12 protein-coding genes are annotated in these 16,101 nt (G+C 66.0%); 7 read left to right on the plus strand and 5 right to left on the minus strand.

Annotation, left to right across the window (positions count from 1 at the left end):
* The first annotated feature begins 642 nt into the window (after nt 1-642).
* On the plus strand, nt 643-2,253 hold the full coding sequence (locus AC5P8J_RS15480) for a SulP family inorganic anion transporter (RefSeq protein WP_494540160.1): 1,611 nt from the start codon (nt 643-645) through the stop codon (nt 2,251-2,253).
* Between the two features lie 165 nt (nt 2,254-2,418).
* Here the strand turns inward: AC5P8J_RS15480 and AC5P8J_RS15485 are convergent, their stop codons facing one another.
* On the minus strand, nt 2,419-3,129 hold the full coding sequence (locus AC5P8J_RS15485; RefSeq protein ID WP_494540161.1) for a glutathione S-transferase: 711 nt from the start codon (nt 3,127-3,129) through the stop codon (nt 2,419-2,421).
* Nucleotides 3,130-3,299: 170 nt separating this feature from the next.
* On the opposite strand from AC5P8J_RS15485, the gene AC5P8J_RS15490 reads away from it, so the two are divergent.
* From AC5P8J_RS15490 to AC5P8J_RS15500, 3 genes are all read left to right on the plus strand, one after another.
* Entirely contained in the window at nt 3,300-4,121 is an 822-nt protein-coding gene (locus AC5P8J_RS15490; protein ID WP_494540162.1) for a DUF3014 domain-containing protein, read from the plus strand.
* 181 nt (nt 4,122-4,302) lie between these two features.
* Nucleotides 4,303-6,888 carry an ATP-dependent chaperone ClpB gene (clpB, locus tag AC5P8J_RS15495; RefSeq protein ID WP_155030007.1) on the plus strand — a complete coding sequence of 862 codons (2,586 nt, stop codon included), beginning with the start codon at nt 4,303-4,305 and terminating at the stop codon, nt 6,886-6,888.
* A 54-nt stretch (nt 6,889-6,942) separates the two neighbouring features.
* Nucleotides 6,943-7,545 (plus strand): hypothetical protein, encoded by a 603-nt coding sequence (locus AC5P8J_RS15500; protein ID WP_495216946.1) that lies wholly within the window; start codon nt 6,943-6,945, stop codon nt 7,543-7,545.
* Nucleotides 7,546-7,584: 39 nt separating this feature from the next.
* On the opposite strand, the gene AC5P8J_RS15505 is transcribed toward AC5P8J_RS15500, so the two are convergent.
* The 3 genes from AC5P8J_RS15505 to AC5P8J_RS15515 all read right to left on the minus strand — a co-directional run bounded on the left by AC5P8J_RS15505 (nt 7,585) and on the right by AC5P8J_RS15515 (nt 10,549).
* Complete coding sequence (locus AC5P8J_RS15505; protein WP_021204727.1) at nt 7,585-8,385, minus strand: MipA/OmpV family protein; 801 nt, start codon at nt 8,383-8,385, stop codon at nt 7,585-7,587.
* Between the two features lie 140 nt (nt 8,386-8,525).
* Nucleotides 8,526-9,815 carry an ATP-binding protein gene (locus AC5P8J_RS15510; RefSeq protein WP_459390010.1) on the minus strand — a complete coding sequence of 430 codons (1,290 nt, stop codon included), beginning with the start codon at nt 9,813-9,815 and terminating at the stop codon, nt 8,526-8,528.
* Nucleotides 9,812-10,549: a winged helix-turn-helix domain-containing protein gene (locus tag AC5P8J_RS15515; protein ID WP_478436014.1), complete on the minus strand. Its 738-nt coding sequence runs from the start codon at nt 10,547-10,549 to the stop codon at nt 9,812-9,814. The genes AC5P8J_RS15510 and AC5P8J_RS15515 overlap by 4 nt, the downstream gene beginning before the upstream one ends.
* 182 nt (nt 10,550-10,731) lie before the next feature.
* Here AC5P8J_RS15515 and AC5P8J_RS15520 point away from each other — a divergent pair, with 182 nt between their 5' ends.
* Complete coding sequence (locus AC5P8J_RS15520) at nt 10,732-12,018, plus strand: O-acetylhomoserine aminocarboxypropyltransferase/cysteine synthase family protein (protein ID WP_197575570.1); 1,287 nt, start codon at nt 10,732-10,734, stop codon at nt 12,016-12,018.
* 323 nt (nt 12,019-12,341) lie between these two features.
* On the opposite strand, the gene ybaL is transcribed toward AC5P8J_RS15520, so the two are convergent.
* Entirely contained in the window at nt 12,342-14,039 is a 1,698-nt protein-coding gene (gene ybaL / locus AC5P8J_RS15525) for a YbaL family putative K(+) efflux transporter (RefSeq protein ID WP_456115856.1), read from the minus strand.
* A 483-nt stretch (nt 14,040-14,522) separates the two neighbouring features.
* On the opposite strand from ybaL, the gene AC5P8J_RS15530 reads away from it, so the two are divergent.
* Complete coding sequence (locus AC5P8J_RS15530) at nt 14,523-15,038, plus strand: hypothetical protein (protein WP_019338704.1); 516 nt, start codon at nt 14,523-14,525, stop codon at nt 15,036-15,038.
* A gap of 44 nt (nt 15,039-15,082) precedes the next feature.
* Nucleotides 15,083-16,018, plus strand: coding sequence for a hypothetical protein (locus AC5P8J_RS15535; RefSeq protein ID WP_288040773.1), 936 nt, complete (start codon nt 15,083-15,085; stop codon nt 16,016-16,018).
* Nucleotides 16,019-16,101: the final 83 nt, after the last annotated feature.

Genomic DNA, 16,101 nt, shown 5'->3' on the forward strand with positions numbered 1-16,101 from the left:
ATGTAAGCTCGGTCGCCGCTTGCTCGTGTGCGCAATCCTGCGCACACGGCAAGACCGGGGTTGGGCGTCCTGCCCAACCCGCCCGAGGCATGCCTCGGGCCCATGCGGCTCACGCCCCCGCAACCGGACCCACCCCGCCTTCGACAGCTTCCTGCAATCTGCCGGAACGGGATATTGCACTGGTGGATGTCTACCTTGGTCGACACGGTTGATCCACGCCATGCGTGGATGAACGAAAGAATGATCGGAATGATCTTCTGTAGAGCCGAGCCATGCTCGGCTGAGAGGCTTCGCGTACAGCAGCCGAGCGTGGGCTCGGCGCTACAACGAGAGCCTGCCTTTGCTTTTGATCTTCTGATTCTTTTCCGTGGCTGGCACGCGCAGGAAACTGTCAGGGGCCGGGCGGGTAGGCTGCGCAGGGGCGTGAGCCGCATGGATGCGGCGACCGAGCTTACAGGGACGTACTTGCAGCGACCCCTGCGCAGCCTACCCGCCCGGCCCACCCCCTGAGGTCCGCTGTCCGCGACCAACCCAGCCACGAGGGGCCCCGCCGTTGGCTGGAACCCATCATTCCACGACGGAATTGGCGCGCCAGCCCCGCTGGGCCTACCATCGGCGGTCCCCACCCCCACCGCCCCTTCCATGTCCGCTCCCGCTTCCGCCGTACCGCGTCGCTGGTTCGTCGCCGGCGACTTCAACGGCTTCTTCGGCCTGGTCGTCGACAACCTCTCCATCCTCGGCTTCATCGCCATGGCTCTGGTCGGGATCTTCCAGTTCCCCGCCGACGTGGTGTTCGGCCGCATGTTCCCCGGCACCGCCTTCGGCGTGCTGATCGGCAACCTGCTGTACACCCTGATGGCACGCCGGCTCGCCGCGCGTACCGGCCGTGACGACGTCACCGCCATGCCGCTCGGCCTGGATGCCCCGACCAGCATCGGCATGGCCCTGCTGGTGCTTGGCCCGGCCTTCATCGCTTTCAAGCAGCAGGGCATGGACCCGCACGCGGCGGGCATCGCCACCTGGCAGCTGGGCATGGCCGCGCTGGTCATCATGGGCGTGCTCAAGTTCGTGCTGTCGTTCTTCGGTGAAGCGGTCACCCGTGCGCTGCCGCGTGCCGCGCTGCTGGGTTCCATCGCCGGCATCGCGCTGGTGCTGATGGGCCTGTTGCCGCTGCTGGAGACGCTGCGCTCGCCGCTGGTCGGCTTCACCACGCTGGGCCTGCTGCTGTATGTGCTGATCGCCAAGGGCAAGCTGCCGGTGCGAGGCCCGGGCGTGCTGCTGGCCTTCGTGTTCGGCACCGCGCTGTACTACGGCCTGGGCCTGGCCGGGCTGGGCGCGCCGGGCTTCCATGTGCCGGCGTGGGTGCCGCCGCAGGTGGTGCTGCCGCTGCCGACGCTGGGCTTTCTCGACGGCCTGCCCACCGCGATGACCTACCTGCCGCTGCTGCTGCCGTTCGGCCTGCTGATGGTGGTCGGTGGCATCAACGTATCCGAAAGCGCGCGTGCGGCCGGCGATGACTACCGCACCCGCGACATCCTGCTGGTGGAAGCGGTGGCCACGCTGGTGGCCGGTGTCTGCGGCGGCGTGGCGCAGACCACGCCTTACATCGGCCAGCCGGCGTACAAGCACATGGGCGCGCGCAGCGGTTACACGCTGCTGACGGGCCTGTTCGTCGGCATCGGCGGCATGCTCGGCATCATCTCCGGGCTGGTGCAATGGCTGCCGCTGGCGGTGCTCGCACCGATCATCGTGTACGTGGCCATCGACATCACCACCCAGGCGTTCCAGGCTACGCCGCGTCACCATAGCGGTGCCATGGTATTCGGCTTCCTGCCTTCGGTGGCCTACCTGCTGGCGATCAAGGCGCCGGGCTGGATCGCACCGGACCAGCTGCCGCAGCTGCTGACCAAGCTCGACGGCCACGGCCTGCCGGAGCTGGCGGTGATCTTCACTCTCGGCAACGGCTTCATCATCACCTCGATGCTGTGGATTTCGGCGGTGGCGGCGATGGTCGATGGCCGCCTGCGCCGTGCCTGCGGGTTCCTGCTGGTGGCTGCGTTGCTGACACTGTTCGGGCTGATCCACTCGGTGGATCCGCGCGGCGGCATCTACCTGCCGTGGGACCTGGAAGGATTGGCGCGCATCATCAGTTTGCAGTTTGCCGGCGCCTACGTGGCCCTGGCGGTGCTGCTGGGCCTGCTGTCGCTGCAGAAGCAGCCGGTGCAACCGCTGGCTGATCGCACCGATCATTGACCGGTGACGCCGGGCATGGCCCGGCGCTACCGCTCCTTCCACTTCTGGTGCTCTGTAGAGCCGAGCCTGCGCTCGGCTGCTCTGAGCCGAGCATGGCTCGGCCCTACAGGGGCGTGTTGCAGGCGGCTAATGCTTACAGCGCGCTCTGCCGGCCAGCGGCCGGCACTACCGTTCGGCGTCCAGCTCCGGGTAGTGGCGGAAGATGCCATTCGTGTTGAACGCCAGACGTCGTTCCGAGGCCAGATAGGCGGCGATGTTCGGCCGCTTCGCCACCCGCGCCTGCAGCGCGCGCAGCAGGGGCAGGGTGGACGCCAGTGCCTGCATGCGGCGTGGAAACATGTAGTCCAGCCCACTCAGTAGCTGGAACAGCGACAGATCCACGTACGAATGCTCGCGCAGTGCATGGCGGCCACCGTTGGCGGCCAGCACCCGTTCGAAGTAGTCCAGGAACTTCGGCAGGCGCTCGCTGCGCAGCGACGCGGCACGTGCCTTGGCCTCGGTCTTCTGCGCTTCGTAGTACTTCGATGCGGCAATCGGATGGTGAGTGTCATGCACCTCGGCCACCAGGTCGGCGATGGTCAGCTGCAGTTGCAACGCCTGCATCCGCCGCGAGGCCGCCTGTGGCACCAGGTCCAGCGTCGGACCGAGGAAATCCAGGATCGCCGCGGCCTGCGCGATGACCTGGCGGCCGGCCTTCAGGAACGGCGGCGCGAAGGGCTGTGCCCCTTCACTGCTGCCATCGAGAAACGGCTGCATCACCGCATCGCCGTGCACCCGTGCCATGTCGATGTAGTCGGCGCCGGCATCTTCCAACGCCAGCCGCACGAACTCGCCACGGCCCTGAATGCCGGTCCAGTAGTACAGCGCGTACTGCATGGCGGTGCCTCCACAGGAAAAGACCCACAGCGTCGCGCGGAGCATGCAAAGCAGGCGTGAGCGCGGCTCTGCTGCAGGTCTCAACCCGAACGGCAGCGGAACAGGCGGGGAACCGGCTGCAATCGGTGGGGTCACACCTTCTCCATGCGTGTGAAACGAGGTGCTGCATCATGCAGAGTGCAAAGGCGGTATGGCCGTGGGTGCTGGGTGTGGTGGTGATCGGCGGCGCGGGCGGTTGGTTGTTCCGCGATCAGCTGAGGCACCTGGCAGACGGTGTTTCGGTGCCGGTGCAGTCAACCCCCGCCAGCACCAGCGCACCGCCGCAACCGCAGGCGGCCGCGGACCCCGCGCCAGCACCGCCGCCGATCAGGCATCCGCTGGACACCGAGGCCGCCGCTGACCCGGCGCTGCCCAAGTTGGCCGACAGTGATGCGGCTGCCTGGGGCGCATTGAGCCAGCTGTTCCAGGGCGAGGGCCCGATGACCCTGCTGCTGCGCGATCACCTGATCCAGCGCCTGGTCACCCAGGTCGACAACCTGGACAGGCCCAGCGTGCCGCCCACTGCGCTGGCCGCACGGCCGCTGCCGGGCGACCTCCAGGTCGAGCCCGGCGAAGGCGGTGATCGCACCGCCGCCAGCAACGCGGCGCGCTATGCGCCCTATGTGCAGGCCTTCACCGCGCTGGATCCGGCAGCAACGGCAACGGCCTACAAGCGCTTCTATCCGTTGATCCAGCAGGCCTACGTCGACCTGGGCCGGCCCGACGGATATTTCAATGATCGCCTGGTCACGGTGATCGATCATCTGCTTGATACCCCGGAACTGGCCCAGGCGCCTCTGGTGCAGCGCGACGAGCGCGGCCGTTACCGCTTCGTCGATCCCACCCTGCAGTCACGCTCGATCGGGCAGAAGGCCCTGCTACGCATGGATCCTGCACAGGCGCGGGCGATCAAGCAGCAGCTGCGGGCGCTCCGCTCTGCGATCACCCGCTGAACCGGTCCACTGCGCCGAACTGATCGGGATCAACGCGCCGACCACACTCGTTCCGGCATGCTGGCCGCAGGCTGACTGGCCCCGGGGTGCAGTCGCAGCCACCCTTGAAACGGGGTGGGGCAACCGCATCTTCCCAGCATCGCCGGCGCGGGCCGGCCCTGATGACCGATGAGGATTCGCAATGCGGATGGACAAGCTCACCTCGCGTTTCCAGCAGGCGCTGGCAGACGCACAGTCGCTGGCCGTGGGCCGCGACAACAGCATCATCGAACCGGTTCACCTGTTCAGCGCGCTGCTGGACCAGCAGGGCGGCAGCACGCGCCCGCTGCTGGCCCAGGCCGGGGTGAACGTACCGGTCCTGCGCGAGCGCCTGACCGAGGCGCTGGACGCACTGCCCAAGGTATCCGGCCAGGCCGGCAACGTCTCGATGGGCAACGATCTGGGGCGCCTGCTGAACCAGACCGACAAGCTGGCCCAGCAGCACGGTGACGCCTTCATCGCCAGCGAGTGGTTCGTGCTGGCGGCGCTGGAGGATGGTGGCACGCTGGGCATGGCGCTGCGCGCCGCCGGTGCCGACAAGACCCGCCTGCAGGCGGCCATCGACAAGCTGCGCGGCGGCGAGAACGTGCAGTCGGAGAATGCCGAGGAGCAGCGGCAGGCGCTGGAGAAGTACACCATCGACCTGACCGCGCGCGCCGAGAGCGGCAAGCTCGACCCGGTGATCGGCCGCGACGAGGAAATCCGCCGCACCATCCAGGTGCTGCAGCGCCGGACCAAGAACAACCCGGTGCTGATCGGCGAGCCCGGCGTGGGCAAGACCGCGATCGTCGAAGGGCTGGCCCAGCGCATTATCAACGACGAAGTACCCGAAGGCCTGCGCGGCAAGCGCGTGCTGTCGCTGGACATGGGCGCGCTGATCGCCGGTGCCAAGTTCCGCGGTGAATTCGAGGAACGCCTGAAGGGCGTGCTCAACGACCTGGCCAAGAACGAAGGCCAGATCATCCTGTTCATTGACGAACTGCACACCATGGTCGGTGCCGGCAAGGCCGATGGCGCGATGGATGCCGGCAACATGCTGAAGCCAGCGCTGGCGCGAGGCGAGCTGCACTGCATCGGCGCCACCACGCTGGACGAATACCGCAAGTACATCGAGAAGGACGCTGCGCTGGAGCGCCGCTTCCAGAAGGTGTTCGTGGGCGAGCCGTCGGTGGAGGACACCATCGCGATCCTGCGCGGGCTGAAGGAAAAGTACGCCGTGCACCACGGTGTGGAAATCACCGACCCGGCCATCGTGGCTGCAGCCACGCTGTCCAACCGCTACATCACCGACCGCCAGCTGCCGGACAAGGCCATCGACCTGATGGACGAAGCCGCCTCACGCCTGCGCATGGAGATCGACTCCAAGCCGGAGGAGCTGGATCGCCTGGAACGCCGGGTGATCCAGCTGAAGATCCAGCGCGAGATGCTGAAAAAGGAGAAGGACGAAGCCTCGCGGCAGCGCTTGGCCGATCTGGAGAAGGACATCGATGCGCTGGAGCGCGAGTTCTCCGATCTCAATGAAATCTGGAAGTCGGAGAAGGCCGCGCTGCAGGGCGCAACCAAGATCAAGGAACAGGTCGAGCAGGCCAAGCTGGAGCTGGAGGCCGCGCAGCGCCGCCAGGATTTCGCCAAGATGAGCGAGATCCAGTACGGCCTGTTGCCGCAGCTGGAAAAGCAGCTGGCCGCGGCCCAGGAAGCAGAGCACAAGGACTTCAAGCTGGTGCAGGACCGCGTGACCGACGAGGAGATCGCCGAGGTCGTTTCGCGCTGGACCGGCATCCCGGTCAACAAGATGCTCGAAGGCGAGCGCGACAAGCTGCTGCGCATGGAAGAGGTGCTGCACAACCGCGTGGTCGGCCAGGAGGAAGCGATCAAGGTCGTCTCCGATGCCGTGCGCCGCTCGCGTGCAGGCCTGTCCGATCCGAACCGTCCGGCCGGCTCGTTCCTGTTCCTCGGCCCGACCGGCGTCGGCAAGACCGAGCTGTGCAAGTCGCTGGCCGAATTCCTGTTCGACAGTGCCGACGCGATGATCCGCATCGACATGAGCGAGTTCATGGAGAAGCACAGCGTCGCGCGCCTGATCGGTGCGCCTCCGGGCTATGTCGGCTACGAGGAAGGCGGCTACCTGACCGAGGCCGTGCGTCGTCGCCCGTACTCGCTGATCCTGCTGGACGAAGTGGAGAAGGCTCACCCGGATGTGTTCAACATCCTGCTGCAGGTGCTGGACGATGGCCGCCTGACCGACGGCCAGGGCCGCACCGTGGACTTCCGCAACACCGTCATCGTGATGACCTCGAACCTGGGCTCGCACCAGATCCAGGACATGAGCGCCGACGACAGTCCGGAGGCCTACACGCAGATGAAGGCGGCGGTGATGGGCGTGGTGCAGGCGCACTTCCGTCCGGAGTTCATCAACCGCCTGGACGACATCGTGGTGTTCCACCCGCTGGACAAGCAGCAGATCAAGCAGATCGCGCGCATCCAGATGCGCGGGCTGGAGAAGCGCCTGGCCGAGCGCGGGTTGAAGCTGTCGGTCTCCGATGCGGCGTTCGATTTGCTCGGCAACGTCGGCTTCGATCCGGTATATGGCGCGCGCCCGCTGAAGCGCGCGATCCAGTCGCAGCTGGAGAATCCGCTGGCGCAGCAGATCCTGTCCGGCGCGTTCGTCAACGGTGACACCATCGAAGTCGGCAATGAGGGTGGGCATTTGGTCTTCGCCAAGGCCTGAACCGGTGGCGCGCCTGCCATGGCTGGCGCGCCACCAACGCCTCAGCAAGGCACAATGATCCCGTTTTACTTTCGCAAGGACGAGGAGAACCGCATGGACGTTACCCGCAGGGTTTCACTCTGCGTGGCGCTGGCGCTTGCGCTGGCGCTGGCGCTCGCTGCAGTTGCTGGACACGCCGCAGCCGTCGAACAGGTCCAGCTGCCGCCGATGAAGGGTTACCAGCAGGCCCACCAGAGCACCGACGCACAAGGCAACCGCATCACCGAGTACGTGCCGCAGGGCCAGACCGTGCAGGACTGGACCGACATGGTTACCGTCAATGATGCGCCGAACAGTGGCCATGTGAGTCCGCGCGAGTTCCTCGGCATCATCGAGGCGGGGTGGCGCATGGCCTGTCCGGCTGCGCAGAGCCACTGGATCCGCGAAGGCGAGGAGGGCGGACGGCCATTCGCGCTGCTGATGCTCAGTTGCCCGCTGAACCCCGGCACCGGCAAACCGGAGTTCACCTGGATCAAGGGCATGCAGGGCAGGCAGGGCTTCCACACCGTGCAGAAGTCGTTCCGCGCCGAACCGGAGAAGGACGACGTCGTGCAGTGGATCGGCTGGCTGCGCGAGGTTGGCTTGTGCGGCAGCGGCGACGCCCCGGCCTGCCGCTGATCGCAGCAGAAGAGGGCGCCCAGCGGCGCCCTTCATGCATCAGAAGCGGTGCGTATAGCCGCTCATCAAGCCGAACTGGTTCGCCTTCTGCACGATCGGGCTGTCGGCGGCATCACCGAGCAGGCGCGTGCCTTCGGCCGAGATGTACCAGTTGCCGTTGCGGCCCACGCGGTGGCTCCACTTCAGGCCGACACCGGCACTGACCAGGCCGGCCTTTGGCTTGTGCTCGGCAAAGCCGGTACGCGCAGCCTGTTCCGGGCTGACGCCGTACCAGGTCTGCATGTAACCGCGGTTGCCGTAGTCGGTGGACACGCTGCCGCTGACCACGCCGCCGGCCAGGTCGAACAGCGGCATGCTCAGGTTCAAGTGCACCTGCTGGGTGGCCAGGCCGTTCTCGGCCTTGTCCTCGTCTTTGCGGGTGAACTGCCAGGAGCCGCTCAGCACGGCTTCGCCCAGCGTATAACCAGCCGAGACGCCGACCAGGGGACGGGTATCGATATCACCCATGCCGCGCAGGAAGTCGGAACCGCCGAGCAGCGAGTCCTTTTCCTTGCGGATGCCGCTGGCGCCGACATACGCGCGCACGCGGGTGTGCTCGCCGATGGAGGTGCCCCAGCCAATGCCACTGGTGCCCAGAAACCATCCACCCGGCGAGGTGACATCAAAGGACAACGACGGCGTCGCACGATACTCCTCGCTGCCGCTGTAGCGCGGCGCCACGCCACCGCCGGCAGCGAGCTCGAAGGTCCAGTGGTCATCCCTGGCGTGGGCGATCGGTGCGGCGAACAGCGGCAACAGGGCCAGGTGGAGCAGGGCGGGGGAACGGCGAAGCTGGGACATGGAAACTCTCGACAATGGGAGGAAGGCAGCGCGCGCATCCGGCGCGTGCTGCAGGGTCGCTAGCGTGGCGATACGCCGGCGACCGATCCGTCCGCAGTTGTGCGGGAGTTGTAATCAACTGTAATTGCGCCCGTGGGCGTTCAGCTGGCAGCCAGCGGCCAGTGCATTTCCAGGCGTGCGCCGCCCAACGTGGCGCGGCTGATGCGAAGCTCGCCGCCGTGGCGGACGGCAATGCGGCTGACAATGGCCAGGCCCAGGCCGAAGCCGCCGGTATCGCGGCTGCGGCTGTCATCCAGGCGGGTGAACGGGCGCATCACCTTCTCCCGATCGGCTTCGGCGATGCCGGGGCCATCGTCATCCACGCGCAGGCAGGCGCGGCCACCGACACCGACCAGCGAGACTTCCACCTGCGAGCGCGCATGGCGCAGCGCATTGCCGACCAGGTTGCTGAGTGCCAGCTGCAGCAGGCGCGGCTCGGCATCCACCCGTGGCAATGCACTGGGTTGCACGCGCAGGACCACGCCGGCGCGTTCGGCATCACGGCGTGCATCGGCCAGACAGGCCTGCAGCCAGTCGTTGGCTTCGATGCGCTGCATCGGCTCGCCTTCGCTGGGATGCTCCAGGCGCTCATACGCCAGCAGTTCGCTGACCAGCCGGTTGAGCTCGGCCAGATCGCCGTGCAGCCCCTGTGCCAGCCGTGCACGGCGTTCGTGATCGTCGCTGTCCTGCATCAGGTCCAGGCCGAAGGCCACGCGCGCGATCGGCGTGCGCAGCTCATGCGAGATCGCATGGGTCAGGTCGCGCTGGCGCTGCACCAGTTCGGCCACGCGTGCCGCCATGCGGTTGGAGTGGTCGACGATGACCCGGATCTGCGAGCGTGGCGAGACCTGCGCACGTGCCTGCAGATCGCCAGCGCCGATGCGGTCGGCGTGCAGGCGCAGCGCTTCCAGGTCGCGCCAGAGCAGGCGCACCCACGCGTACAGGCTGGCGCCCACCAGCAGCAGGATGCTGAGGTAGGCGGCGATGGTCATGTACGTCGTCATCTGCACCGCGCCAGGCAGGCGCAGGTGCAGCCAGCGGCCATCGCTGCCCTCGATGGGCAGCAGGACCTGCTGGTATTGATCGCGCACGATGAAACCATCGGCCTTCACGGCCACCTGTTCCTGCGCGTCGAGTGCTGGAGGTTTGTCGAGCAGGGTCAGGGCGATGCCGTAGTGTGGCTGCCACTGCTGCAGGCGCTCACGCTGCTGGTCGGCATCCAGGCCGGCCAGGCCACTGCGCAGGGCGTACACCTGACCACGCACCTGCTGGACGAAGACGCGATCCTGCACGGGCGTGTAGATGCCATCCAGGATGTGGTTGAGGAAGAACACCGACACCAGGAAGCAGGCACCCGTGATGAACCACAGCCACAGGAACAGCCGCTTCATGCGGTCCAGGCCGACGGGTTGAACTGGTAGCCGCGGCCCCACACGGTCTTGATCCGCCGCGGCTCGCGCGCGTCATCGCCCAGCTTGCGGCGCAGCTTGCCGATGCTGACATCGACACTGCGGTCCAGGCCGTCGAAGCCGATGCCGCGCACCGCCTGCAGGATCTGGTGGCGCGACAGGATCTGCCCCGGCTGGCTGGCCAGCAGCCACAGGATCTCGAATTCGGTGGTGCCCATGTCTACCGGCTGGCCATGCAGATGCACCTCGCGCTGCATGCGGTCGATCAGCAGTTCACCATGCATCAGCCGGCAGGGCGTGCCAGTGTTGCTGCTGCCGTGGCGGCGGCGCAGCAGCGCGCGCAGGCGCGCCAGCAGCAGGCGCGGTTCGATCGGCTTGTGCACATAGTCATCGGCACCCGACTCCAGGCCCAGCACCTGCTCGATGTCGTCTTCGCAGGCGGTCAGCATCAGGATCGGCACGTCGGAGAAACTGCGGATCTGTCGGCACACGTCGATGCCGCCGAGGCCGGGCAGCATCAGGTCCAGTACCACCAGCTCGGGCGCATGCTGGCGGCAGGCCGCGCCGGCAAGGTCACCGCGCGCCACATGCTGCACGGCGAAACCATGTTCGTGGAGATAGTCGCTGACCAGTTCGGCCAGGCGACGGTCGTCCTCCACCAGCAGGACCTGCGTCGGAGTACCGTTGGCGGTGGGTGTCCAGGGGGATGGCTGCATGCGCGTGAGGCCTCCGTGCCCGGGCAGGAGCGCCCGGCGGCGAAGCCTATCAACGCCCCGTGACCGCTGCCTGAATCGCGGCCAACCTGATAACCCCCGGTATGGGCGTCATCGCCAGCAGCTTTCAGCGGCGGGCGACGGCTGGCCTATGGTGGCGGTTTCCCCGGATGGAGCCTGGCCCGATGAGCGACCCGCAGTGGCAACTGGAAACCCTGGCCGTGCACGGCGGCTACCGTCCCGACCCGACCACCCGCGCGGTGGCGGTGCCGATCTACCAGACGGTGGCGTATGCCTTCGATGACACCCAGCATGGCGCCGACCTGTTCGACCTGAAGGTGCCCGGCAACATCTATACCCGCATCATGAACCCCACCACCGACGTACTGGAGCAGCGCCTGGCTGCGCTGGAAGGCGGCATCGGTGCGCTGGCGCTGGCCTCGGGGCAGGCCGCGATCACCTATGCCATCCAGACCATTGCAGAGGCCGGCGACAACATCGTCGCCTCCAGCGCGCTGTATGGCGGCAGCCTCAACCTGCTGGCGCACACGCTGCCGCAGTACGGCATCCAAGCGCGCTTTGCTGATCCGGCTGATCCTTCTGCGTTCGCCGCGCTGATCGACGAGCGCACCAAGGCGGTGTTCGTCGAATCCATCGGCAACCCGCGTGGCAACGTCACCGACATCGCTGCGATTGCGGAGGTCGCGCATGCCGCTGGCGTGCCCCTGATCGTCGACAACACCGTGGCCACGCCGTTCCTGCTGCGCCCATTCGAGCACGGCGCCGACATCGTGGTGCATTCGCTGACCAAGTACCTGGGCGGCCACGGCACCAGCCTCGGCGGTGCCATCATCGACTCCGGCCGCTTCGACTGGGCGGCGCAGCCGAAGCGTTTCGCCCGCCTCAACCAACCCGACCCCAGTTACCACGGCGTGGTCTATACCGAAGCACTGGGGCCGGCGGCCTACATCGGGCGCGCGCGGGTGGTCCCGCTGCGCAATACCGGTGCCGCGTTGTCGCCGTTCAATGCGTTCCTGATCCTGCAGGGCATCGAGACCCTGGCCCTGCGCATGGAACGCATCAACGCCAATGCACTGGCCGTCGCGCAGTTCCTGAAGGCGCACGACAAGGTCGCCTGGGTGCGTTACGCCGGACTGGCCGACGACCCCGAGCACGCCGCCGCGCAGCGCTATCTGGGTGGGCACGGCTCGGGCGTGCTGACCTTCGGCCTGCCGGGCGGGCGCGAGGCAGGCGCACGTTTCCTTGACGCGCTGAAATTGTTCACCCGCCTGGTCAACCTGGGCGATGCGAAGTCACTGGCCACCCATCCGGCCTCGACCACCCACCGCCAGTTGGATGCGGCGGAACTGGCCAAGGCCGGCGTCAGTGAAGACACCGTGCGGCTGTCGATCGGCATCGAGCACATCGGCGACCTGCGCGCCGACCTGGAGCAGGCCCTGGCCGCAGCCTGATAGCCGCGCGCTTGGTGCATATCGCCACAGGCGATCACCACCGGTGGCGCGATGCGCTACGGTGGAACTGCCTCTCCAAGGCGTGGCAACGTGGCGATCCAGATCCCCGGTCGATGCGGGTCGACCGGGGATTTTTTTGTTTCCGGGGTCAGATCCGTTTTCCTGCGGAAAACGGATTTGACCCAATGCACCAACAGCAGCGGGGAACTGTCGAAGGCGGACCCACCCCGCCATCCCACGGAATGCCTGCTTTTGCTTTTGCCGTTGCAGTTGAAGTTGCTTCAGCAGGTGCCGGGCTGCAAGCCCTGCCGCAAGCACACTTCTCACACCACCGGGATACTGTGCTGCCCCAGATTCCGGTACGGCGGTGTGGACATGATCATCTCCGCCAGCGAGTAAGCCAGCTCACGTTCGGCCATCACCGTGCCATCGGCACCGTGTTCCAGCAGATGCTTCACTTCCGCATCGCTGTGCGCGCGCGCCAGCAGGGTCAGGTCCGGGTTGATCGCACGCAGCTTGGCCAGTGCCTCGCCGGCTTCCAGCGGCTGTGGGATCGCCAGCACTGCGATCTTGGCCAGCTCCGGATGGGCCTCGGCCAGCACCCGGTCGGCGGCGGCGCTTCCACGGATCGCTGCCAGGCCCTTGGCGTGCGCCTGCTCGACGTGCTCTTTGTTGTCATCGATCACCAGCACCGGCACGCCACGGTCGCTCAGCACCTGCGCCAGTTCGCTGCCGACCCGGCCATAGCCGATCACGATGGCGTGGTCATGCAGGTCCCGTGACGGGCCGATGGCTTCAGGCGGCTCGGGTGCCTGCGGGGACTGCTCCTGCTTGGCCTGCCAACGGTCGAGCAGGCCGAACACCAGTGGGTTGAGCATGATCGACACCAGCGCACCGGCCAGCACCAGCGACTGGCCTTCCTTCGGCAGGATCTGCAGCGCCACGCCGAGGCCGGCGATGATGAAGGCGAACTCGCCGATCTGCGCCAGGCTGGCCGAGATGGTCAGCGCGGTGCTGGTCGGGTGGCCGAACGCACGCACGATGAAGAACGCGGCGGCCGACTTGCCGAACATGATGATCAGCACCGTGGCCAGCACCTGCCACGGGTGCTGCACGATGATGTTGGGGTCGAACAGCATGCCGACCGACACAAAGAACAACACCGCGAACGCATCGCGCAGCGGCAGCGAATCATGCGCGGCCTTGTGGCTCAGTTCTGATTCGTTGAGCAGCATGCCAGCGAAGAACGCGCCCAGCGCGAACGAGACGCCGAACAGCATCGCCGAGCCGAACGCCACGCCCAGCGCGATCGCCAGCACGGACAGAGTGAACAGCTCGCGCGAGCCGGTACCGGCGATACGTTCGAGGATCCACGGGATGACCCGGCGCCCGACCACCAGCATCACCGCCACGAACAGGCCCAGCTGCACGAAGGTCCAGCCGATGTCGGCCAGCACGCTGCCGAGCGAGTGCGACTCCTTGGCCGCGTCGGGGCCGAACACACCGGCCATCACCGGCATCATCACCAGTGCCAGCACACAGGCCAGGTCTTCCACGATCAGCCAGCCGACCGCGATCTTGCCGCGCATGGTCTCCAGCAGACGGCGTTCCTCCATCGCCCGCAGCAGCACCACGGTACTGGCGGTGGCTAGCGAGAAACCGAAGATGACGCCATGGATGGCGGGCCAGCCCATCAGCGAGGCCACGCCCCAGCCGAGCAGGGTGGCCACCGCGATCTGGCCGATGGCACCGGGGATGGCGATGGCCTTGACCGCCATCAGGTCCTTCAGCGAGAAGTGCAGGCCGACGCCGAACATCAGCAGCATCACGCCCAGTTCGGCCAGCTGGTTGGCCAGCGCCTGGTCGGCGACGAAGCCGGGGGTGAACGGGCCTACGCAGATGCCAGCAACCAGGTAACCGACCAGGGGAGACAAGCGGAGCTTGTTGGCCAGCGCGCCGAAGATGAAGGCGAGCCCCAGGCCAACGGCCACGATGTTGATCAGGTCGGTGTCATGGTGCATCGGCACTCGCAGGAAATCGGGGGAATGCCCCGATTTTCACCGATGCGGCCACATACGGCAAACCGGGCCAGCGTATCGGATCGTTGCGTGGGCGGAGCCATCAGTGGTCGGCGTCCGGCCTGGCGTGTGCGGCGCGATCGAGGGTGGCGCTGTCGGGATCGGACCTATTTGGGGTGGCCAGTGGCTCTGGACCGTGAACCGCAGGCAGGCCGACGCCACCCGAGAAAGGCACGGGAAGGGGATGGGTTCGATACGCGGCGGTGCCATCGCAGGACCCTTTGCTCCTGTGCGCCAAGGTTTTCAGTCGATCCAATGATATACGAGGGTGGGAAGTCATTCTGGTGGCGCGCGTTCTGGGCAGGACGCCTGAGGTCTGGCCGAAGTTTTCCCGAGCCCCGCACGCGTCACCATGTGCTCATTGCCCCTTCTGCTTGCCAACCAGGCGGGGCCTGCTCTCTTCAGACTGCAGGGGTGGATGACCGCATGAAGCTTCCCGACATTGACGTAGTGATTCAGGCGGTAGGCCAGGACACGAGTTCTGCTTCCATGTCCCGGTTGCTCCTTGAACTGGAAATCGGCGAGGTCGACTTCCGTCGCTATCCGTTCAACTTGGCCGGAAGGCGAATATGGACCGACAGCGAGGGTTCGCTGCAGTTGGAATTCAAGGACATCGGACTACTGAAGGACATTCCGTATCACGATCTGGACGATGGCCCATGGGTGCTGACCGACGCGATCTTCTGGGGAGTCAGGAAAAACAAGCGGGCCTACGCTGGGTCTTTACCCCACGGAGTGAGCTTTTCCATGCTGCGTCCACATGTCAGGGAGCGACTTGCCGTTCTGGGTGCAGGAAACGCTGTCGAGATGGGCTTTTCTGGAGAAGTGGATATCTGGTGGGTCAGCGGTCTGGAGCTTACGGTGGATTTTTCCGGTCCCGGAGATTCGATTCGCTGCGTATCCGTTGGCATTCCGGTGGACCGTACTCATAGCCAAGCGTAATCGCGGCGTATGCGCAACCCGCTCGAATGGACAGTGGGGCTTCCATGATTCTTCCAACAAATATGGTGCACATCCAGGCAGTAACAGCGCTGTTTGGCAGAAACGCCACTGACCCAGCCGTCACAACGGTGCTGCAATCGCTTGGCGTCAGGCGAAGGCCAGAGCTGGCCCATCCTGCAAAAAGCCCTTACGAGGCGATTCTGCGTGTGAGCGGGCAGGGCATGCTGTTCTCCTTCAGCGAGCGCAACTACTGGAACGGGCGATCCGTTGCTTCGCACGGTAAGAGCGGTGAGCTGATCTTCACCAACGTTGCGGTGACGGCAGGCATTCCAGATGTCATGCGCAGGTACGAAGGCGATCTGCCGTTTGGCCTGCAATGGGAGGACGACAGGACGACAGCTCGCGAGAGGCTCGCCACGGCGGGCTTCGGAGACAGCTTGCACGCCGGCAGGCGTGACGCGTGGTGGTTGCCTGACTACCGCATCCGTCTGACGTATCAGGCTGGATGCATCAAGCAGGCAGGAGCGTGTGGGATCTTTGATATCAGCTTGGGAATTCCCATGCGTCCATTGGCTTGCGCACCGGCAATGCGCGAGTACCCTTCAGCGGAGCAGGTGCTCGCTGTCCTCGGCAGATCGACCGAGGATGCTGATTTCCGGGCAGTGTTCCGGGAGTTTGGTCTTGCGAGTCTGATGGCGGAGTCGAGCAGGGAGGTCGTCGATAGAGCCGACGAGCATGGCTTCATCCTTTACTTCGACAGCAAGCGGGGCACGCCCGGTGGCCATCCGGTATGCACGGGTATCAGTTTCATCCGCGATCGATTGGGAAACTCAAGAGCCTGGGCTGGGTCGCTGCCATTCGGTCTTCAGTTCGATGATCCGCCGTCCATTCTCGAAGAGCGCATTGGCCAAAGGGCCAGTCGTTGGCACGATAACAGACATTTGGCAGCGCGAGCTGGATGCTCCCTGGTCTTCAAGTGAGCGTGAATTTTGACAGTCTGGACAACTGTCTCGAGTCTGTCCGTGTGATCGTAGAAGGTCATCGCACGTCCAATTGCCAGCCG

This window comes from Stenotrophomonas sp. YJH_SMC_37, assembly GCF_059370035.1.